The organism is Arthrobacter sp. BG3 (genome assembly GCF_056680185.1).
This window is the reverse complement of the sequence record NZ_CM155270.1, coordinates 1,038,231-1,059,595: the sequence shown is the minus strand read 5'-3', so window position 1 is coordinate 1,059,595 and position 21,365 is coordinate 1,038,231. Positions and strand designations below refer to the sequence as shown.

Below are 21,365 nucleotides of genomic sequence, written 5' to 3'. Positions count from 1 at the left end.
GCCAACGCGATGTGGAGGGTTCGGTTCCTGCCGGGGAGGGTTCAGTTCCCGCCGAGGGCGATGAGGGCGTCGACCTTGGTGACGCGGCGGACGGCCAGTGCCGCACCGGCCAGGCCGAGGGTGATGATTCCGAGGATGGGCAGGAGCGTTGTTGCGGGGGTGACCAGGAAGGGGGCTGCCTGGGCGGCGAAGAAGCCGCCGAGGACGCCGATCCCGCCGCCGATTCCGGCTCCGGCGAGCAGGACGATTGCGGCCTGGGTGATGGCGTCCCGCAGGATGTAGGCGCTGGATCCGCCCATGGCTTTCAGGACCGCGATGTCGCGGGTCCTCTGGACGGTCCAGACGGTCAGGAACGCCACGATCACCAGGGCGGAGATGCCGTAGAGGAAAGCCTGCATCAGGGTCAGGGAGCCGTTCTCGCTCTTGTAGGAGCCCAGTGCCTGGAACGACCCGGTGCGCGAGGTGCTCACGGTGTGGGCCGCGGCGTTGGCAGCGGCCTCGTCAACGGCGGCGCCGGCCTCGTACGTGACGGCGGCGACGGTTCCGAGCTGCTCCGGGTCGGTCAGGTGCGCGAGCTTGGACCAGGTGGGAAGGGCCGTCCAGACGACGCTGGTGTGGGAGTACCACTGGTCCTCGACGACGGCGCTGACGGTCAGTTCGGTCCCTCCGACGCTGGCCTTGTCCCCGGTGTCCAGGGAAAGGGCCTTGGCCACGGTCTTGCCGATCACAACAGTGCCGGCAGTGACGGCCGACGGCGCAAGCTGGCCGTCCGGCGCGACGCCGAAAACGGCGACGTTGGTGGTGCCGGTGCCCGCCCCGGTGTCCGCGGCCACGGCCTGGAACCGGGTCTGGCTGATCCCCAGGGCCTCGGCGTCCTGAACGCCGGCCCGGTTCTTCCAGCCCTCAACCTGCGCGGCGGTGACTTCACTTTCGGTGAAGGAGGCCTTTGGCTCGTTGGTGCCGGGGGCACCAAAGACGATGCTGTCCACTGCCCTGGCGGCGGCTCCGGTACCGCCAGGGGCACCGAGTTTGTCAATGGCAGAGGTTGACTGGTCCCCGAGGCCGGCAGTCAGCCCCGAGAGCATGACCAGCAGCAGGGTGATCAGGGCAACGACGCCGCCCATCAGGGCGAACCTGCCCTTGGCAAAGCGGATGTCGCGGATAGCAAGAAACACGGTTGTTCTTCTTTCAGTGGGGGACGCTTTTCAGTGGGGGACGCTGCAGCCCGAATGGCTCTGGCTCCACTCTCCCGTGGGCCCGCGCCGGCGCCATCGCGCAGGTGGTTGATACGGGACGGAAGAAGGGTTGACCCCCGTATCAACCATTTGGTTGATCCCGCACGGGCCGGACGCACATAGGCTGATCCAATGCCTGCCACAGAATCCCTGCTTTCCCTAGCCGGGACCGGCCCCACCGGATCCGGTGATGACCCGCTCAGGGGCTTGGACTCCGCGCCCTCTGTCGCGATTTTGCGTGTCCTGCGGGTGACCCTGCACGTCGGCTTCGCCGCCCTGCTCGGTGTGGCTGTCCTGAGGATGGTGGTTTCCGGTGGCGAAGGCCCTTTCCGGTATGTCCTGGCGGGGACAGCGTTTGTTCTGGCCGGGGTTTACCTGACCGGCACGATCCTGGAAAAGCGTTTCGCCGCCGGCGGCACGGGTTTCGATCCGCGCCGCTACGGTGTCCTCTGGCTGGGAATCATCACCGCCCTGTGGGCCGTCCTGCTGGCCGGGAGCGCCGATTTCTCCTGGCTGGCGTTTCCGCTTTTCTTCCTGCACCTGCACCTGCTGCCGCGCCGGACGGCTTTGTTGACGATCACGCTGATGACGGCGGCGGTCATTGCCGCCCAATGGGCCGCCAGCGGACTGCCCGTCCCGCAGGCCGCGGTTGTCCTCGGTCCGGCGTTTGGGGCGGGGTTCGCCGTCGTGACCGGTCTGGCCTACCAGGCGCTCTACCGTGAGGCGGAGAACCAGCGCCGTGCAGCCGATGAACTCCGCCGGACCCGGGCGGAACTGGCGGCATCCCAGCATGGCGCCGGCGTCCTGGCCGAGCGCGAACGGCTGGCCCGGGAAATCCATGACACGCTCGCCCAGGGGTTCTCGAGCATCGTGCTGGTGGCCCGCGCGGCGGAAAAATCGCTCGCGGATGGAGACGCCGCCACCGCCGCCGCACGCTTCGCGCTGGTGCAGCGGACCGCCTCGGAGAACCTGGCCGAAGCCCGGAATTTCGTCCGCGGACTTTCGTCCCCGCAGCTGCAGGAATCCTCCCTGGTGGAAAGCCTGCGCCGGCTCTGCGCCACCACTGAAACCAGCTCCGCCGCCCGGGGCGTCGCCCTGCGCTGCCGGCTCGAACTCGACGGCGATCCCGTAGAGCTGCCGCAGCCGTACCGGGTGACGCTGCTCCGGGCCGCCCAGGCCAGCCTCGCCAATGTCACGGACCACGCCAACGCCAGCAACGCCGTCGTGACGGTGGCCTTTCTGGGAAGTGAGGTGACCATGGACATCTATGATGACGGTGTCGGCTTCGACCCCGCCGGGGTGGCCGCCCGGATGAAGGCCCGGGCGGACGGAAGCGGTTTCGGGATCCGGTCGCTGCAGGAACGGGTGGCGGCGCTGCACGGCTCCCTCGAACTCGAAACAGCCCCCGGGGAGGGGACGGTGGTGGCCGTCCGTCTGCCCCTGGACGACGAGCCCGGGAGGGGAGAACAATGAACGAGATCCGGATCCTGCTGGTCGATGACCATCCGGTGGTCAGGGCCGGGCTGCGGGCCATGCTTACCGAATTCGAGGGCATCGCTGTTGCCGCTGAAGCCGCCGACGGCGATGCGGCACTGAAGGAACTGAAGCGGCTGCAAATCCTGGGCGACCGGGTCGACGTCGTGCTCATGGACCTGCAAATGGGTGCCGGCATGGACGGAGTCACTGCCACCGCGCAGATCAGGCTCCTGGACGATCCTCCACCGGTCCTGATCCTGACCACCTACGACACGGACGCCGATATCCTGGCCGCCGTGGAAGCGGGAGCCAGCGGATACATGCTCAAGGACGCACCTCCGGAACAGATCCGCCAGGCCGTGCTGGCAGCCGCCGCGGGCCAGACGGCGCTGGCACCGAGGGTTGCGGCCCTGCTGATGGGCCGGATCAGCAATCCTGCTACGGCCCTCACGCCCAGGGAAGTCCAATTGCTCGAGCTGCTGGCGACCGGGCTGTCCAACCGGGCGATCGCCAAACAGGTCTTCATCTCCGAGGCAACGGTGAAGACACACCTCGTGCATATCTACGGCAAACTCGGCGTGGACAACCGCACAGCCGCCATCGCTGCTGCCACCCAGCGCCGCATCATCCGTTCCCCGGGCCAGCAGGCATGAGGCCGGTGCAGGCCGTGTTCGCCGCCGGGACCCCGGCGTAGGTTAGGCCCGCCGGCTCCCGAGGTTCCCGAGCGCGGTCAGTGCGGTCTCCATTGCCCCGGCCAGCTCACTGGCCGGGGCCGGGGCACCGAACAGGGAGCCCTGCAGGGAGTCGCAGCCGAGGTCCGTCAGGAAGGTGGCCTGGGCCGGTGTTTCGATGCCCTCGGCCGTGACCAACAGGCCCAGCGCGTGGGCGGAGCCGATCACGGTGCTGAAGAACGGCAGCCGTTCCTGGCCGGTCCTGATCATCGCCACCATGGAGCGGTCGATTTTGACCTTGTCCAGCGGCAGTCCCGCCAGCCGGTTCAGGGGGGAGTAGGCCGGTCCGAAGCAGTCCATCGCGATCCGCACACCGGTTTCCCGGAGCCGGTGCAACTGGCGCAGCACGTCCGAGTCGGCATCGAAGAAGACGCTCTCGGCCAGTTCCAGCATCAGCCGGCCCGGCTCCACCCCGGCGGCCGCCACGATGGCCAGCACGTGGGCGGCGAAGTCGCGTTGCCGTAACTGCAGGCCTGAGACGTTCACCGCGACGCTGCAGGCGGGGACGGCGGCCAGCCAGGGCAGGATATCGGTGCAGGCGCGGCGCAGGACCTCATCGCCGATTTCCGGGATCAGGCCGCCCTGCTCCGCGGCCGGCAGGAACTCCTGCGGCGGGGCCACCCGGCCATGGTCTTCCCACCGCGCGAACGCCTCGAAGTGCACCACCGTGAGCTGGGCAGGGGCAACAACCGGCTGGAACAGGACCGAAATCTGTCCCAGTTCCACCGCCCGACGCAGCCCCGTCTCCGTGTCGGCGCCGCTGGCGCCGGGACCCAGCATGGCCGGCCGGAACCGCAGCCAGGTGCCGGCAGTGCCGGCAGCGCCGGCAGTTCCGGGCGCCTGCTTGGCGGCGGTCATGGCGGCGTCGGCCTGCCGCAGCAGTTCCGCGCCGCCGGGCGTTTCCCCGGTGCGGGAGGCGAGTCCCATGCTGAGGCCGGGCCGGACCACGGAGCCGGCGACGCGCAGCGGCTCGTGCAGGGCCGCGGCGATCCTGGCGGCCACGGCGTCCGCGTTGAGACACTCCGTGAGCAGCACCGCGAATTCGTCGCCGCCGAGGCGGGCCACGGTGTCGTGCGGCCGCACGCAGTTGCGCAGCCGGCGCGCGACCTCCACCAGCAGCTCATCCGCGGCGGACCGGCCCAGCCTGTCGCCGAGGTTCTTGAAGTCATCCAGGTGCAGCAGCAGCACGTCCACCGGGTCCCGGCGGCGGAGCGCCGCGGCCAGGCGGTCGTTGAACAGCGTGCCGTTGGGCAGTGCGGTCAGCGCGTCGCGCAGCACTCCGGCCCGGACCAGGTCGTCGAGTTCGGCGGACGTGGCGGGAACGGCTGTTGACGCAGCCGACGCACGACGGCGGGGCGCCGCCCCGCCCGCTGTGGTGCCGTCGTCGTACGGCTGGTTGTGGCGGGGCTCCTTGTGGCCGGGTTCCTTTTGGTGGGGTTCCTTCTGGATCGGCTCCGTTTGGACCGGCTCCGTTTGGACCGGCTCAGGGCGGGGGACGGCGCTGCGGACCGAGAGCGCGACCGACGGTGCCGCCGAACCTGCCACGGCGCCGGCGGGCAGCAGCGCGCAGGTGATTTCCACCGGGACTTCGGTACCGTCGGCGCGGCGGCCGGAGCCGGCGAACGGCCGGCCGGGGCGGGGCGTGGAGTGGCCCAGCCCGGCGAGGAGGGAGAGGAAGCCCGGGCGCGAGGCCTCGGCAAGGAGCAGGCCGGAGTCCGTGCCCAGCAACTCTGAGCGGGAGTAGCCGAAGAGCTCCTCCGCGGCGGTGTTCAGGAAGGAAACGGACCCGTCGGGATCGAGGAGCAGCAGCGGGTCCGGGCCGTGCTGCAGCAGCAGCTGTGCGAGTCCTGATTCCATGATTTCTGCCAGCCCCCAAGCCGAAGGATACGGGTGGCAGCCGCCGCTGCGGAGAACAGGGCGGGCTGCGCTCCCTGAAGCATATGCGCCCGGCGCCGGTTCCGGTGCGATCCGCCTGGTGCCGCGCCCAAGAAGGAGACGCGCCGCAGAGGTTCCGGATCGGAGCGGCCCGGACCGGCGGTTATCCGCGAGGGGAAGCAGCAGCCAGCGCGGCGACGGCGGCGGCAGTGTTGCGGATGCCCAGCTCCCGGCGGTGTTCGGGCTCGGGGCGGGAGAAGAGGAAGCCCTGCAGGGCATCGCAGCCCTGGGCGATCAGGTAGTGGGCCTGCTCCGGGGTTTCAATGCCCTCGGCTGTGACCTTCAGGCCCAGGCTAAGGGCCATGTGGATCATCGAGGTCAGGATCGGCAGCTTCTCCGCCCCGGTGCGGAGCATCGAGACGAACGACTTGTCGATCTTGACGATGTCCACCGGGAGCGCCTGCAGACGGCCCAGCGAGGAGTAGCCGGTGCCGAAATCGTCCAGCGCCACCCGGATCCCGGCCCCGCGGAGGCTCTCGAGCTGGGCGATGACGTGGGACCGGGGATCGAAGAACACGCTCTCCGTCACCTCCAGCACCAGCTGGTGCGGACTCACGTTGCCCCACGCCGCAATGTCCAGGACGCGCTCGGCGAAGTCCCGGTGCAGCAGCTGCACGCCGGAAACGTTCACCGCCAGGCTCCGGGAGGGGTCCTCCGCAAGCCAGGGCTGCAGCTCGGTGCAGCTGCGGCGAAGCACCTCCGCCCCGATGTCCCGGATCAGGCCGCTGCGTTCCGCGGTCCGGATGAACTCGTCCGGGGGCATCAGCTTCCCCTCGAACTGCCAGCGGGCCAGGGCTTCGAACTGCACGACCTCGAGCAGTTCGGTGGACACCACGGGCTGGTAGTGCACGACGATCTGCCCCAGTTCCACGGCACGCCTCAGCCCGGCGGTCAGCTGGGTCCTCGCCAGCAGCTCGGTGAGCATCTCCGGGCGGAAGCGCAGGTAGCAGTTCTTGCCGGCTTCCTTGGCGGCGTACATGGCCAGGTCCGCCTGCCGCAACAGCTCGGAGGACGTCATGGGCCCGGCGCCGCGCGAGGCTACCCCGAGGCTGAGGCCAGGCCGCAGCAGGGTGCCCTCGATGGAGAACGGGGCGTTCAGGGTGGCCACGATCCGCTGGGCCACGGCGTCGGAATCGTTGCAGTCGATCAGCAGGACGACGAACTCATCCCCGCCGAGCCGTGCCACGGTGCCGTGCGGCCCGACGCATTTCTGCAGCCGGTCCGCGATCTCCACCAGCATCTGGTCCCCGGCATGGTGCCCCAGGATGTCGTTGACTTCCTTGAAGTCATCCAGGTCCAGCAGCAGCACGTGCACCGGTTTGCTGTCCAGCAGCGCGGCCGTGACGCGTTCGGTGAAGAGGATCCGGTTGGCCAGTCCGGTCAGCGGGTCCTGGAAGGCGAGTTCCTTGAGTTTTTCCGCCTGCTTGGCGAGTTGCTTCAGGGCCCGGCGTGCCTGGTCCTGGGCGCGCTGGGTGGAGCTGATGTCGCGGAAATTCCAGATCCGGCCCACGACCGTGTCCGCGACCCTCTGCGGCCTGGAGTAGAGCTCCACTGTGCGGCCGTCCCTGAACTCCAGCACATCGTGGCTTTGTGTGACCCTGTCCGCGTTGAGCTCGCCGACTTTCTGCAGGAAGTAGTCCGGATCAAGCAGCTGCCGGGCGATGAAGGTGACCAGCGCCGTCGGATCCTCCGCGGCGACCAGCTCCGGCGGCATGCCCCACAGCTTCAGGTACTGGTCGTTGATCCCGGTGATGAGTCCTTCGTTGGAGATGACGACGATCCCGTCGGCGGTGGATTCCAGCGTGGCGTCCAGGAGGGAGACGGCCAGGCGCCGGCCCGAATCGGTGTCCTCGCGGTGGCTGCCGTCCCGGATGGCGACCGCCATGGCCGGTCCGTCGTCGACCGTGACCAGCGAACAGGTGATCTCCAGGGACAGCTCGCTGCCGTCCCGACGCCGGCCTGCCGCAGCGAACGGCCGTCGGCCGGACAGGCTGCCGCGGCCCAGCCGGCCGAAGACCCGCAGGAATCCGCCGCGCTCGTCCTCGGAGAGCAGGATGGTGTGCCCCGCCCCGAGCAGCTGTCCGCGCGGGTAGCCAAAGAGGCGTTCGGCCGCCGCATTCACGAAGGCGATGGTTCCGTCCGCGGTCAGCAGCAAAAAAGCATCGGGCCCCTGCTCGAGCAGGCTCTCTTCCATCCCTGTTCCCACGGCGATACCGGCCCCCAAAGCTGCGGTTGGTGTGTTGCTGACTGTCCCGGCGGCGCCGCGGACAATGCGTTCCTGAATCATAGGGTTCTCTGGTCCCTTGTCCAGTACCCGGTCCACCGGAAGTGCCGGGTCACCGGCTGTGCGGGTTACCGGGGACCCGGGCGGTGGCGGGTCACCGGGGCCCATGCGGTGGCGGGGTCACCGGGGCCCGGGGACCCGCTCTCCCCGCAGGGCGGCGAACGCGTCGTTGGACCGGGCGATGGCGGAACGCAGGCCGGGCCCGTCTTTGGGGCGGGAGAACAGGTAGCCCTGCAGCGAATTGCAGTCCAGTTTCATCAGGTAATCGGCCTGCGCTCCCGTTTCGACGCCTTCGGCCGTGACGCTGAGGCCCAGCCCGTGGGCCATGGCGATCATGCAGCTGAGGATCGGCAGTTTTTCGTCGCCGGTGTGGATCATGGCCGTGAAGGACTGGTCGATCTTCAGGGTGTCCACGGGGAGCCCCTGAAGCCGTCCCAGCGAGGAGAAACCGGTCCCGAAGTCATCCAGCGCCACCCGCACGCCGGTGTTCCGGAGGGCGGTGAGTTGCTGGATCACGTGGCCGTCATCGTGGAAGAACACACTTTCGGTGACTTCGACCACCAGCTGCCGCGGATCCACCCCGGTGTTCCGGGCGACGGCGAGCAGCAGCTCGGCGAAGTCCCCGTGCTGCAGCTGCACGCCGGAGACGTTGACGGCGAGGGCGCGCGAGGGGTCCTCCGCCAGCCAGGGCCGCAGCTCGGTGCAGCCCTTCAGCAGCACCTCGGTGCCGATTTCGACGATCAGGCCGCTGCGTTCCGCCGCCGGGATGAACTGCGCCGGCGGGACAATTTCGCCGCCGCGCTCCCAGCGGGCCAGCGCCTCGACCTTCACCACGACGCCGCTGCGGGCCGAGACGATCGGCTGGTAGTACACGGTGATCTGGCCGGCATCCACGGCCAGCCGCAGCCCGGCCTCCAGCTCGGTGCGCTCGACCAGGCTCTTCATCATCTCCGGCCGGAACCGCAGGTACCGGTTCTTCCCGGCCGCCTTCGCCGCGTACATTGCGACGTCGGCCCGGCGCAGCAGCTCGGAGGCGTCCACGGCGTCCTCGCTGATCGACGCCAGGCCCAGGCTGAGGCTCGGGCGCAGCATGGTCCCATCGATCCAGAGGGGCGCCTTCAGGGACGCGACGATCCGCTCGGCGGTTGTTTCGGGGTCCAGGGAGCCCACCAGCAGCACCACGAATTCGTCACCACCCAGGCGTGCTACAACGTCGTTCGGGCGTACACACTCACGGAGGCGACGCCCGACCTCGATCAGCAGCTGGTCCCCGGCGTGGTGGCCAAGGATGTCGTTGACCTCCTTGAAATCGTCAAGGTCCAGGAGTAGGACGTCGACGGCGGTGCCGCACGGCCCGCGCAGGGCTGCCTTGAGGTGGTCGTTGAAGAGCTGCCGGTTGGACAGCCCGGTCAGCGGGTCCTTGAAGGCGAGGGCCTTGAGCTGGGCGGCCTGCTCGGCAAGGTCGGCCATGGCCTGCGTGATCCGGTCCTGCGCGACCTTGGCCGGGGTCACGTCGCGGAAACTCCATACCCGCCCGACCACCCGGTCCGCGACCTTCTGCGGGCGGGAGTAGCGTTCGAAGGTGCGGCCGTCGTGGAAGTCCAGGACGTCGTGGCTTTCGGAGGCGGGATCGGCGTAGAGGGCGGCGATCTTTTCCACGAACTGCGCGGGGTCCACCAGCTGGTCCAGGACGAATCCCAGCACGGCGCCGTCGTCCTGGGTGGCCAGCAGCTCCCTCGGAACGCCCCACATGGAGATGAACTGGTTGTTGACGCTGGCGATCCGGCCGTCGCCGCCGACGACGAGGATGCCATCAGCCGTGGATTCCAGCGTTGCGCTCAGCAGGGACAGGGCTTCGCGGAGTCCTGCATCGGCTGCGAGCCGGTGGGAGGTGTCGCGGACCGCGACGGCCATGCTGGCGGGGCCGTCGCCGGCATCCTGGACCAGCAGCGAGCAGGCCACTTCGCCCTGGAATTCGGTGCCGTCGCGACGCACCCCGTAGGCCTCGACCGGCGTGAGGCTGGGGGCGGCGTCCTTGCGGAGGGCGAAGAAGAGCCGGTGGAAGCCGCTGCGGAACCCTTCGGCGACGAGCATGCGGTGGTCCTGGCCCACGAGCTCCTCGCGGGAGTAGCCGAACATGCGCTCCGCGGCGGCGTTGACGAGGCGGATAATGCCGTCCTCGGAGATCACGAGGAGGGCATCGGGGCTGGATTCCAGCACCGCCGCGACGCCGGGCGCCGGGTGCGCGGGCGCCGTCACGGAGCCACTGCCTTGCGAATTTGAGACCACCGGTAGTTCATATAGAGTCCTCCCCTCTGGAAATCATAGGGGCCTTCCGGCTGGGCGCTGACCACGTGGGCCCGGCGTTTCCACGGCCGGGCTTCAGCGGCTGGGCGTCACAGGGCGGGCTTCAGGGGGTTGGAGCCTCGGCGGTTGCGCTGGACTGAACCGGCCGGTGGCCCGCGGCCGCGCCCGGGCGGGTGGCGCCCGGGCAGGTTTCGCGGCCCCGGCCCAGGCCGCGGACCGTCCAGCCCGCCGCTTCCCAGACGGAGGCGTCGACGACGTTCCGGGCGTCCAGCAGAATCCGGCGCCGGACCAGGGCGCCGGTGTCGGCCGGCTGAAGCGAGGCGTATTCGTCCCATTCGGTCAGCAGCAGAACGAGTTCGGCCCCCTCCAGCGCCTGGGACGTGCACGGCTCGAAGCGCAGCTGCGGACAGCGGAGCCACGCGTTGTTGATCGCGGCAGGGTCGGTCACCGTGACATGGGCGCCGTGCGATGCCAGCTGGAGGGCAACGTCCAGGGCGGGGGAGTCCCGGATATCGTCCGTGTCCGGCTTGAAGGCAGCGCCGAGCACCGTGACCCGGCGGCCGCTGAGCTGGCCGCCGCACAGTTCCCGGGCCAGTTCGACGGTGCGGGACCGCTGGTCGCGGTTGATGGAATCCACCACGCCCATCCATTGGTCCACCGAATCGACGCCCAGCCCGGCGGCCTGGACCCGGAGGGAGCGGATGTCCTTGGGCAGGCAGCCGCCGCCGAAACCCAGGCCGGCGTGCAGGTACCGGCTGCCGATGCGCGGATCAAGGCCCATCGCCGAGCCAAGCTGCTGCACGTCGGCGCCTGTGGCGTCGCAGAGTTCGGCCATGGCGTTGATGAAGCTGAGCTTGGTGGCGAGGTATGCGTTCGATGCCGACTTGATCAGTTCCGCGGTGGCGAAGTTGCAGTCCAGCCGCGGGATCCCGGCGGCCAGCAGGGGCGCGTAGACGGTATCGAGGGCCGCGGTGATGGCTTCGCCGGTCGTGCCGTCCCCGGGGACGCCGTAGACCAGGCGGTCCGGGACCAGCGAGTCCCTGACCGCGGTGCCCTGGCGCAGGAATTCGGGGTTCCAGCCCAGCAGCACGTCCGGGCGCTCGCCCAGCACACCACTGAGCATGTCCACCGTTCCCACCGGAACGGTGGACTTGCCCACCACAGCGGACCCTGCGGCCAGATGGGGGAGGAGCGCCCGAGTGGCCGCGACAAGGTAACTGAGGTCGGCGCCGTCGGAGGTCTTGGACTGCGGAGTGCCCACGCAGAGGAAATGCAGCTCGGCGCCGGCGGCGTCGGCGAAGTCCGTGGAGAAGCTGAGCCGGCCGGTGGCGATGCCGTCCCGCAGGAGTTCGTCCAGCCCCGGTTCGAAGAACGGCGCCGCGCCGCGGCCCAGCTGCTCGACCTTGGCGGCGTCGACGTCGATCCCCACCACGCTGTGGCCCATCGACGCGAGGGTGGCCGCGTGCACGGCCCCCAGGTAACCGCAGCCGATCACGGAAATTCTCACAGGGCGACTCCTTGGGGTGATGTGGCGGCGATGTCGGCGGCGAGGACCGCGTGGAAGTGCTGGACCAGTTCGGCACCGAGGGCGGACCACGTCCGGCCCTGGACCGAGGCGTGGGCCGCCGCGGCGAACGCGCGGCGCTTGGCGTCGTCGCCGATCAGATCCACCACGTGGTTCCGCAGCGCGGCCAGGTCGCCCGGTTTGTACAGCCAGCCGGTGCGGGAGTTCTCGACGAGGTCCAGCGGCCCGCCGCGGCCCGTGGCGACCACCGGCACGCCCGAGGCCATCGCCTCCTGGATGGTCTGGCAGAAGGTCTCGAACTCGCCGGGGTGCACGAAGAGATCGAAGGACGCCACGGCCCGGGCCAGTTCCTCGCCGCCAAGGAATCCGGTGAAGACCGCGTCGGGCAGGGCTGCCCCGAGGGCCTGGCGCTGCGGTCCGTCGCCCACGATCACCAGCCGGGTGCCGGGAATATCGGCCAGCACCGCGAGGTCCTGCACCTGCTTTTCCACCGCGAGCCGGCCGACGTAGCCGATGATGCGCTCGCCGGCCGGGGCGACGGCGGCCCGCCATCCGGCGTCGCGCTTGTCCGGGGAGAACCGCTGCGTATCCACTCCGCGCCGCCACATCTCGACCCGCGGAATGCCGCGGCCGCGGAGCTGGTTGAGCGCGAAGCTGGAGGGGACGAGGGTCCGGGAGGCGAGCAGGTGGATGTTCTCCACCCGGTTCCAGGCCCAGTTCTCCAGGAAGGGGACGCCGTAGCGCCCGGCGTAGCCCGGGACCTCGGTCTGGTAGATGGCTAAGGTGGGGATCCCCAGCTGGTGGGCGGCCTGCGCCGCGCGCCAGCCGAGCACGAACGGCGACGCCAGGTGGACCACGTCCGGTGCATATTCGGCAAGGATTCGCTTGACCCGATTGACACCGCCCATCGCCACCCGCACGTTCGCGTAGCCGGCCAGCGGAACCGAGGGCAGCCGGTGGACATGCGCCCCGCAGACCTCGGTGGGGGCCTCCGCGTCCTGCGTGGACGGCGCGATCACGAGCACGTCGTCTCCGCGTTCCTGCAGATGCTCCAGGACCCGCAGGATGGAGTGCGTAACCCCGTTCATTAGCGGCAGGAATGACTCAGCAACAATTGCGATCCTCACCCCTCCACGGTGCGCGGGCAGGCTTTCGGGGCGGGGGCGGGCGCATGGCGGGGGAGGGAAGAGTGGGTTAACAGGGCGGGTGCTCAGCCCGGCCGGGGGTTCGGACCCGGGTTGGGTGGGTGGTTGGGGAGCACACGCGAGCCCAGGCCGCCCACTGAGCATGCCCTCCCGCCGGGTTCAGGAGTGGACATAGTGCCCATATGCGCGCTCGCTGTAGCGAACAATGGGCATGTCCAGCCGGGACCTGTCAGCGACTGGGTTCAGGAGTGGACATAGTGCCCATATGCGCGCTCGTTCCCGCAAAGAAATGAGCATGTCCGCCAGGGGCTGGTCCGGGGACTGGCCAAGCCCTGGAGATTGTTCCGGGCAGCCCTCGCGTGAGGGCAGAACAGGCGTCAACGTTGGATGGCTGACCGGCCGGACACCCGAACAAGGAATCGATTCGCCAGGGATGGCCGCTAAACCACCCCGCAAAGCGACCATTTGCGGCAAATGGATGACACTGTCCCGCCGCGGACCTTACGGCTCCAGACTGCGGGCGTCGATTCGCCAGGGATGGCCGCTAAGCCGGACCCAAATATAGGGATGGCCGCTAAGCCGGACCCAAATATATAGGCCAGATTCGGGATATGGGCGCACGCTCCGCCCGACCCCGGCCAACAAATCCGCCGTAAAATTGAAGCCAGGGGTGATTCAGAAATGTCCGGGTCAATCGTCGTCTTCCTGATCCTGTTGGCCATCATCGTGCTGGTGGGTGTGACCGGCACTGTGGTGATGGTCTTGCGCAACGGGCGCGGCCCAAACCCGCGGGAGGCCGCGGAGCGTCCGTGGATGGCGGGCGACCAGCCGAGCATGCCGTACTCCGTGTGGCGCAGCTAGCCGCGGGTGTCCTTCCTCAAAACGTCCGGCAGCTCATCAACGTAGACAGTTTGCGGCGGCTCGTAGTAGATGACCATGACCTCCTCGCCCACCGCGAAGACACTGGCCTTGTCGAACGGGTGGGCGTGGAAGGCGCTTGTTCCGCCACGGAACGGCAGCATGACTTCGCCGATGGTGCCCGGCGCGATGCGTCCGGTAACCCGTCCGATCCTGCCGGTGAGGCTGCGGTCAACGTCCTTGTGCATCACGCATCCGGAGCTTTCGTGGGCCCCTTTGAATCGCCCCGGCCGTTCCTCAGCGCCGACCTGAGGGCGGGGAGATAGTCTCCCACCTGGGCCAGGATTCCGCCGATCATGCGGTTGATGCCTTCGCCGCCGTTGAGGACGGTCAACTGGCCCACGTGGGCGAAGGGTTCCGCTGCTGCCGCGATGATGGCCGGCATGTTCTCGGCCAACTGCTGCGATATGACCGCTTCCTGGTTGGCGCCCAGGGCCTCAGCGCGTGCCTTGATGCCGTCCGCCTCGGCCAACGCCTTGGCCTTGATCGCCGAGGCAGCAGCATCGCCGCGGGCCTTGGTGGCCGCCGCCTCCGCCTCGCCGGTAACCCGGGTGGCCCCGGCGGCCGCTGCGGCTGCCGTCGCATTGGCATTGGCCTGCAGTTCCGTGCGCCTGGCATTGACCTCAGCTTCGAGTTCCGTGCGCCGGGCCAGCGCCTCGGCGGCGCTGATGTCGGCGGACTTCTGGCCCTCGGCATCGGTGCGCTTGGCATAGGCCTTGGCGTCGGCGGGCTTCCGGACGGTGGTCTGCAGTTTTTGTTCCTCCCGGTCCGCTTCCAGCTTGGCCACTTCAGTCTCCTGGACCACCACCTGCTGGCGCGCCGTCGCGTCGGCGAGGGGGCCCGCCTGGGCGGCCTGCGCCCTGGCCCGTTCGGCGTTGGCCTGTGCCTCGGATTGCCGGATGGCCGAGATGCTCCGTGCGTCCGCGATCAGCGCCTCCGCTTCGGCTTCCTTTTCTGCGGCCTCTCGGTTCCGGGTGGCCTCGGCGATGCGCGCCTCCATCTTGACCTGGGCGATGTGGGGCTTGGCGATGTTCTCGATGTAGCCTGTGGGATCCTGCAGGTCCTTGATCTGGAGCGAATCGACCACCAGTCCGAGCTTTTCCATTTCCACACCGCTGGCGCTGCGGACCTGTGAACCGAGCTTGTCGCGCTCGCGGATGATTTCCTCCATGGTCATGCTGCCGATGATCGAGCGCAGGTGCCCCTCGAAAACGTTGTAGACCTGGCTTTCCATTTTCGGCTGCTGGCCGAGGAAACGCCGCGCGGCGTTGGCGATGAACGGCGGGGCGTCCCCGATCTTGTAGATGACAACACCTTCGACGATCACCTGGATGCCCTGCGATGTCACGCAGGAAACTTTGAGCTCGGTTTCATTGAGGGTCAGGGACAGGGTTCTGACGGTCTGCAGCCCGGGAAACACCAGCGCGCCCTTGCCGGTGACGATCTTGAAGTCCATTCCCTCCCTGGTTTCCAGGGTCCCCCGCGTCAGGCCCGAGATGATGAGGGCCTCATTGGGTTCAGCCACTTTCCACATCAGTTTGGTGGTCAGCCAAATAACGGCGATGACTACGGCCGCTCCGATGAGCACGGCCAGCAGCGGGGCGAAGGCTGAAAAATCCGGCATACCAGGTCCTTTCACGATGCTGGAAATGGTGGTGCGGCACGGCCCCCAACCGTTCCGCCGATAGAACCCGGCCGGACGTGAATGCGGACGTGCAGGGCCGCCAATCCAGCTGTTGTAGACAGTCTGATGCGCCCCCGGCCGTAAAGTCCAGCGATTGGATGCCGCGGGGGCAAAAGCCCCTGTTGCGGACCGCGCCGGCGTGGAAAGGTGGGGTGGGGACCATGGTGCTGTCCCGGGGAGGGATTCGCGATGCATGTCGGATCCGCAGCGATCGGGACGGCGTGGGACCTCTGGCGGGCTGAGCGGGAAGGCCCCGAAGGGATCGCCCGCCGCCAGCACGCCCGGCTTACGGAGCTCGTGGAGTTTGCGCGGTCCGCTTCGCCCTACTACCGCCGCCTGTACCGGGACGTGCCGGAGCGCGTCACGGATCTGCAGCAGCTTCCCCATGTCAGCAAAAGGGAACTGATGGCGAACTTTGACGACTGGGTGACAGACCCGCACATCACCTTGGCGAACCTCGAGGCGGAACTGCTATCTGACCTATCCCAGCTCGGAAGGTCCTATCGCAGCAAGTACCTGGTGGTGACCACGTCCGGCACCACCGGGGAGCCGGCCATCCTGGTTCACGACCGGACATCGTGGGTGGTGGTCAATCTCGTGGTGCGGGTCCGTGAGCGCCGGACCCTGGTCCGGACTGCTGAAGTGCGGGAGTTTCTGCGCCATGGGCTGCGGGCCGCGGCCCTTGTCGCGGGCGGCGGCCACTTCGCGGGCGTGGTCCTGACGGAATCCGCCCGGCGCCGCAGCCCCGCCATCGCCCGGCGGGTCCGGGTCTTCTCCGTGCTGAGGCCTCTCGCCGATCTTGTGCAGGAGCTCAACGACTTCCAGCCCACGGTGCTTTACGGCTATCCGAGCGCGATGCTGCAGCTGGCCGCGGAGCAAACGGCCGGGCGGTTACGGATCCGTCCCGTCCTGGCCATTAGTTCCGGCGAGAACCTGTCCTCTGCCGGACGCGCCGAGATCGGAGCGGCGCTCGGCTGCAGGATCACCGAACGCTACCTTTCCTCGGAAGTCCCTGCCCTGACCAGCCGGTGCCGGTGCGGCGCGTTCCACGTCAATTCTGACTGGCACATCCTCGAGCCGGTGGACGCGGACTACCGGCCGGTGCCCGACGGCGTCACCTCCCACACGGTACTGGTCACCAACCTGGCCAACCGGGTGCAGCCCATAATCCGCTACGACCTCGGAGACCGGGTCACGATTGCCACATCCCCGTGCCCCTGCGGCAGTCCTTTTCCTGCAGTGAAAATCGAAGGCCGTTCCGGGGACTTGCTCTCCTTCGGGGCGCCCGACGGTCGACAGGTCACGGTCCTGCCGCTTGCACTGGGGACGGTGGTCGAGGAGACCGCCGGGGTGCGCCGCTTCCAGGCAATCCGCACCGGCCCGGATGCCCTGCGCCTGCGGCTGGAGCTTGCGCCGGGTGCCGACAGGACGCAGGTGCAGAAAGCAGTCGAGGAGCGGCTGGGCAGCTTCTTCGCGGCCCAAGGTGCCGGAACTGTCGCCATCGAACATGCAGATGAGCAGCCCCGGCCCGACCGCAGCGGCAAGTTCCGGCAGGTCTGGTCCGCTTGAGCGCGGGCGGCCTCCGGAACGAAGCGGCGATGGAGGCCCAGGTCATGCGGCTATGCCGGCGCGGGCCTACTGCGGCCCCAGGAGCTCCCGGGCCTGCCGCTGGGCCTCGAGCTGGTCGTCGGTGACTGTGGATCCGCGGAGGAACCCGGCGTCGGCGATGATCCGGCGCAGCTCGGCCACGGTCCGCGGAGTGCTCACGCTTTGGTGGGCCATGGCGTGACAGTTGGCGCAGAGCGGGACGAGGTCGGTGATGGGATCGAGCTGGTAGTCGCTGCCGAGCTGGGACACCGGGACGAGGTGGTGGACCGGGATGAAGTCCAGGCCGATCTCGCCGTACGTCTGCTCGAAGGAAAATCCGCAGGCCGCGCAGTTGGTGCCGTGGAGCGCAACGCAGGCCCGCCGGGCGTCGGGGTCCTGTTCGTAGCGGTTGACCTCCACCCGGGTGACCGCGTCCTGCGGGTAGGTGCCGGGGCCGGGTCGAGTGGGGTCCGGGCCGGGCGGAGGCCCGAACTCACGCCACAGGGCCCTGATGCCCGCTTCGTCGGCCGGATCAACGCTCAGCTCGGCGGCATCAGCGCTTTCCCACGGGACCGCGGGGACCGAATCCAGGAGAACGTCGACGGCGATCTGCTCGCCGGGCGGTAGGAGGGCGTCGAAGGCGACCTGCACATACAGCTGGCTCCGGTCCGTCGCCGCCCCCGCTGGAATGGGCGAATGTGGCCCGGGTTCAGGCTGCTCCGAGACCACGATGCCGTGGCCAATAAGTCCCCGGCCATGGTCTCCCTGCAAGAGCAGCCAGGCATCCGTTCCGGCAGCGATGTTCCAGGGGCGGCCCACGCTCCACCGCTGGAGGTGCATGCCGGTCGCGGCGACGCGCTCAACGACGCCGGCGTAGGTCCAGTCATTCCAGCGGTCCGGGTTCCAGCCCAGGATGATGGCGGTCATCTGGCCATTCTCGCAGGAGTGGTCCCTGTGAGTGGCAGCCTGCGATTCGGCGATTGGACGCACATGGTCGCTAAGCCGGGGTGAATAGCGGCCACTTGTGGTGAATGGGTGCGCCAGGGCGGGCTCGTAGCGGCCACTTGTGGTGAATGGGTGCGGGCGGACACGCTCGTAGCGGCCATTTGTGGTGAATCGGTGCCGACGGGCGGGTGCGCGCGCGGCGAACACCAGCGCCGGGAGTGTTCCAGCGCCGGAGGAGCCGCTCAGCGGCCGGCGGCCGCCCCTGCAGTCAGCCGGCACAGCCTGCCGTAGCGGTCCGCCAGTTCCTCGGGGGTGAGTTCGCCGTCGATCCGGTACCACTGCGCCACACCGGTGCACATCGTGGTGATGGCGCGGCTGGTCTCGCGGGGGTGGGGCGCGTCGAAGATCCTGGCGGCCACACCCTCGTCGATGATCCCGCTGAGCAGCGCCTGCTGCCGGTCGCGGGCCGCAATGTGTTCGGCGCGGGCGGATCCCTCCAGGCTGCGGATCTCGCTGAGGGCGATGAACGCGAGCCCGCCCCGGTGTGCGTGGAAGAGGGTGAGGCAGCGGATCAGCCGGTCGAACCTGTCCAGCACCGACTGCGGCCCGTCGGCCAGGGCGGCCGTACTCCGGTTCCAGAGCTCGTTCATGGCCTCGTCGTCGAGGGCCACGAGCAGTGCCTGCTTCGAGGGGAAGTGGTGGTACAGGCCGGGGACAGACAGGCCCGCCCGGGTGGCGACCTGGCGGATCGTCGTCCCGTGGTAGCCGTTTTCCATGAAGCAGGCCAAGGCCGCCGCCAGGGCCGGACGGAGGGCAGGCGGCGAGAAATCCTGCCACCCTCCGGCGGCGCTCGCAGCCCCCGGGCGCACCGCGCCCGTTGCCGCGGCCGGCGTCGTTGATTGCCTGGCAGCTTGTCCGACCATGTCCCCGTGACCCCTTGCCGTAGTTGTGTATCTACACTATATTCGATGAAACCGATCGAGCGCTCGGTAAAGTAGGCCAAGTCACACAAAGATTCACCGTCCTCTGTTCAACGAAGAAGAGACTCATCGCCGTGAACGAAACCGCAGACCCACCCTGGACCGCCCTGTATCCCGACGGCGTCCCGCCCCGCATCCGGCCGGCGGCCGCGACCATCAACGACGCCTGGGCCCAACGCGTCCGTGAAGCACCGGAGGCCACCGCCGTCACCTACTTCGACCAGTCGCTGTCCGCGTCCGACGTCGACTCGCTCACCGATGCGCTCGCCGTCGAACTTCAACAGCGGGGCGTTGGCCCCGGACGTGCCGTCGGCATCTACCTGCAGAACATCCCGCAGTTCGCCCTGTCCATGCTGGCGATCTGGAAGGCCGGGGGAACGGCGCTGATGCTGAACCCGATGTACAAGGGCAAAGAGCTCCGCAACATCATCGACGACTCGGGCGCCGTCGGGATCGTCTGCCTGGACCGCGAGCTCGACGGCGTGACCGAGACGCTCCTCGGCAGCAGCGTGGCGTGGACGATCACCACCTCGGACCTGGACTTCCAAAGCGAGGACGATCCGCGGGTCTTCCGCTCGCCGGACCGGCTGGAACGGACGGGGGAGGACCTGCACTCGATCCTCCAGCGGAGGTCCGGCCAGGTCCCGGTGCCGCCGCCGCTCACCGGGGACAGCGTGGCGCTGCTGACCTATACCTCGGGAACCACCGGCCCGGCGAAGGGTGCCCTGGGAACCCATAGGAACGTGCTGGCCGTCGCCACGGGTTACGCGCAATGGCAGGATCTGGCGCCGGGCGACGTGGTGCTCGCCGTCGCACCCCTCTTCCACATCACGGGTGCGGTGGCCACCGCGGTGACGGCCCTCATCCATCCCGTGAACCTGGTGTTCATCAACCGGGTCCGCCCGGACGTCATCCTCGAGTCCTTCAACCGGCACGGCGTGACCCACATCATCGGGTCGATCACCGTGTTCAATGCGCTCCTGGACCTCGCCCACGCGACGGCCGCGGAGTTCGCGACCCTCAAGTACATCTATTCCGGCGGGGCGCCCATCCCGCCGGCCACGGTGGCCGCCTTCCAGGCACGGTTCGGGCAGTACATCCACAACGTGTACGGCATGACCGAGACGGCCTCGGCGGTGATCGCCGTCCCGCCCGGCTCGGTGGCGCCGGTCGACCCCGCCAGCGGCACGCTCGCGATCGGCGTGCCCTTGCCGAATCTCCTGGCCCGGGTCATTGGCCTCGACGGCGAACCGGTTCCGGACGGGGAGCCGGGGGAACTGGAGCTCAGCGGGCCGCAGGTGACCCCGGGCTACCTGAACAAGCCGGCGGAAACAGCAGCGGCGATTCCCGGCGGCCGGCTGCGGACCGGGGACGTCGCCATCATGGACGAGGCCGGCTGGATCTACCTCGTGGACCGGATGAAGGACCAGATCAACGTCTCCGGCTACAAGGTGTGGCCCCGGGAGGTCGAAGACGCCCTCTACGAACATCCGGCGGTCCTCGAGGCGGCCGTGGTCGGCCAGCCGGACAGCTACAGCGGCGAGGCGGTGGTCGCCTACGTCTCCCTGAAGGCCGGCGAACATGCGACCGACGCCGAACTGGTCTCCTTCGCCAAGGAGCGGCTGGCCGCCTACAAGTATCCGCGCCGGCTCTACATCCTGAATGATCTCCCCAAAACACACACCGGCAAGATCCAGCGGCGCGAACTCCGCGGCCTGAACCTGAAGGACTGAACGTGACCGGACAGAACGAAACCCAGCCCACCATCCCGCACCGGCTCGACGGCAAGACCGCCCTGGTGACCGGCTCCAGCCGCGGCATCGGCCTGGCCATCGCCCGGCGGCTTGCTGCGGAAGGCGCGCGGGTCATCCTGACGGCCAGGACGCAGGAAACCCTCGACGACGCCGTCGCAACTTTCCCCGCCGGCACCGCGTACGGCGTCGCCGGCAAGGCGGACGACGCCGGGCACCAGCAGGCGGTCTTCGAGCTGATTGCCCGCGAAACCGGGGGCCTGGACATCCTGGTCAACAACGCCGGCATCAATCCGGTCTACGGTCCGCTGGCCGACCTCGATCTCGACGCCGCACGCAAGGTCTTCAACGTCAACGTCATCGGAACCCTCGCCTGGGTGCAGGGCGCGCTGTCCCACCCCGGGCTGGCCTTCCGGGACCGCGGCGGCTGCGTCGTGAACATCTCCTCCGTCACCGGCGACACGCCGTCCGAAGGGATCGGGCTCTACGGCATCAGCAAATCCGCGGTCTCCCACCTGACCCGCACCCTCGCCGTCGAGCTCGGCCCCGAGGTCCGCGTCAACGCCGTTGCCCCCGCCGTCGTCAAGACCCAGTTCGCGAAGGCGCTCTACGAAGGCAAGGAAGCAGAGGTCGCCGGGCACTACCCGCTCAAGCGGCTCGGCGTGCCCGAGGACGTCGCCGCCGCCGTCGCGTTCCTCGCTTCGCCGGACGCCGGCTGGATCACCGGCCAGATACTCACGGTCGACGGCGGTCTGCTCGCCGCCGGCGGCACCGCCTAACCCCCGCCTTCAGCGCCCCAACCCGTCCGCGCCTCACCCTCAGCGCCCCAGCGCCCCAGCGCCTCACCCTCAGCGCCCCAGCG

The 21,365-nt window shown here is 68.9% G+C and carries 16 protein-coding genes; 6 read left to right on the top strand and 10 right to left on the bottom strand.

Translation table 11 applies throughout. The features are described from left to right. Positions 1–41 precede the first annotated feature (41 nt). Positions 42–1,175, bottom strand: a complete 1,134-nt coding sequence (locus tag AC1MFL_RS04660) for an ABC transporter permease (protein WP_479813686.1) — start codon at positions 1,173–1,175, stop codon at positions 42–44. 192 nt (positions 1,176–1,367) lie between these two features. Between AC1MFL_RS04660 and AC1MFL_RS04655 the strand changes: the two genes are divergently transcribed. Both AC1MFL_RS04655 and AC1MFL_RS04650 read left to right on the top strand, forming a co-directional pair. After that, positions 1,368–2,708 (top strand): sensor histidine kinase, encoded by a 1,341-nt coding sequence (locus AC1MFL_RS04655; protein ID WP_479813685.1) that lies wholly within the window; start codon positions 1,368–1,370, stop codon positions 2,706–2,708. Then, positions 2,705–3,364: a response regulator transcription factor gene (locus tag AC1MFL_RS04650; RefSeq protein WP_479813684.1), complete on the top strand. Its 660-nt coding sequence runs from the start codon at positions 2,705–2,707 to the stop codon at positions 3,362–3,364. Before AC1MFL_RS04655 ends, AC1MFL_RS04650 begins: the two co-directional genes overlap by 4 nt. Positions 3,365–3,406: 42 nt before the next feature. Here AC1MFL_RS04650 and AC1MFL_RS04645 read toward each other — a convergent pair whose 3' ends face one another. From AC1MFL_RS04645 to AC1MFL_RS04625, 5 genes are all read right to left on the bottom strand, one after another. Then, positions 3,407–5,299 (bottom strand): EAL domain-containing protein, encoded by a 1,893-nt coding sequence (locus tag AC1MFL_RS04645; protein WP_479813683.1) that lies wholly within the window; start codon positions 5,297–5,299, stop codon positions 3,407–3,409. Positions 5,300–5,480: 181 nt separating this feature from the next. Then, positions 5,481–7,664 carry a putative bifunctional diguanylate cyclase/phosphodiesterase gene (locus AC1MFL_RS04640; protein ID WP_479813682.1) on the bottom strand — a complete coding sequence of 728 codons (2,184 nt, stop codon included), beginning with the start codon at positions 7,662–7,664 and terminating at the stop codon, positions 5,481–5,483. Positions 7,665–7,781: 117 nt separating this feature from the next. Beyond that, on the bottom strand, positions 7,782–9,920 hold the full coding sequence (locus AC1MFL_RS04635; protein WP_479813681.1) for a putative bifunctional diguanylate cyclase/phosphodiesterase: 2,139 nt from the start codon (positions 9,918–9,920) through the stop codon (positions 7,782–7,784). 151 nt (positions 9,921–10,071) lie between these two features. Next, positions 10,072–11,475 (bottom strand): UDP-glucose dehydrogenase family protein, encoded by a 1,404-nt coding sequence (locus tag AC1MFL_RS04630; RefSeq protein ID WP_479813680.1) that lies wholly within the window; start codon positions 11,473–11,475, stop codon positions 10,072–10,074. Continuing rightward, the gene (locus tag AC1MFL_RS04625; protein WP_479813679.1) at positions 11,472–12,620 is read right to left on the bottom strand and encodes a glycosyltransferase family 4 protein; all 1,149 of its coding nucleotides are present in this window, start codon (positions 12,618–12,620) and stop codon (positions 11,472–11,474) included. Before AC1MFL_RS04625 ends, AC1MFL_RS04630 begins: the two co-directional genes overlap by 4 nt. A 699-nt stretch (positions 12,621–13,319) precedes the next feature. On the opposite strand from AC1MFL_RS04625, the gene AC1MFL_RS04620 reads away from it, so the two are divergent. Further along, positions 13,320–13,499, top strand: coding sequence for a hypothetical protein (locus AC1MFL_RS04620; protein WP_479813678.1), 180 nt, complete (start codon positions 13,320–13,322; stop codon positions 13,497–13,499). Here the strand turns inward: AC1MFL_RS04620 and AC1MFL_RS04615 are convergent. Continuing rightward, complete coding sequence (locus tag AC1MFL_RS04615; RefSeq protein ID WP_479813677.1) at positions 13,496–13,744, bottom strand: hypothetical protein; 249 nt, start codon at positions 13,742–13,744, stop codon at positions 13,496–13,498. The genes AC1MFL_RS04620 and AC1MFL_RS04615 overlap by 4 nt on opposite strands. Continuing rightward, on the bottom strand, positions 13,744–15,180 hold the full coding sequence (locus AC1MFL_RS04610; protein WP_479813676.1) for a flotillin family protein: 1,437 nt from the start codon (positions 15,178–15,180) through the stop codon (positions 13,744–13,746). Before AC1MFL_RS04610 ends, AC1MFL_RS04615 begins: the two co-directional genes overlap by 1 nt. 249 nt (positions 15,181–15,429) lie before the next feature. Between AC1MFL_RS04610 and AC1MFL_RS04605 the strand changes: the two genes are divergently transcribed. Beyond that, positions 15,430–16,809: a phenylacetate--CoA ligase family protein gene (locus AC1MFL_RS04605; protein WP_479813675.1), complete on the top strand. Its 1,380-nt coding sequence runs from the start codon at positions 15,430–15,432 to the stop codon at positions 16,807–16,809. Positions 16,810–16,875: 66 nt separating this feature from the next. Here AC1MFL_RS04605 and AC1MFL_RS04600 read toward each other — a convergent pair whose 3' ends face one another. Beyond that, on the bottom strand, positions 16,876–17,754 hold the full coding sequence (locus AC1MFL_RS04600) for an HNH endonuclease (RefSeq protein ID WP_479813674.1): 879 nt from the start codon (positions 17,752–17,754) through the stop codon (positions 16,876–16,878). Positions 17,755–18,014: 260 nt separating this feature from the next. Continuing rightward, positions 18,015–18,695 carry a TetR/AcrR family transcriptional regulator gene (locus tag AC1MFL_RS04595; protein WP_479813673.1) on the bottom strand — a complete coding sequence of 227 codons (681 nt, stop codon included), beginning with the start codon at positions 18,693–18,695 and terminating at the stop codon, positions 18,015–18,017. Between the two features lie 131 nt (positions 18,696–18,826). Between AC1MFL_RS04595 and AC1MFL_RS04590 the strand changes: the two genes are divergently transcribed. Together AC1MFL_RS04590 and AC1MFL_RS04585 are read left to right on the top strand one after the other, a co-directional pair. Further along, complete coding sequence (locus AC1MFL_RS04590; RefSeq protein ID WP_479813672.1) at positions 18,827–20,485, top strand: class I adenylate-forming enzyme family protein; 1,659 nt, start codon at positions 18,827–18,829, stop codon at positions 20,483–20,485. Between the two features lie 2 nt (positions 20,486–20,487). Beyond that, positions 20,488–21,282 (top strand): SDR family oxidoreductase, encoded by a 795-nt coding sequence (locus AC1MFL_RS04585; RefSeq protein ID WP_479813671.1) that lies wholly within the window; start codon positions 20,488–20,490, stop codon positions 21,280–21,282. Positions 21,283–21,365 lie beyond the last annotated feature (83 nt).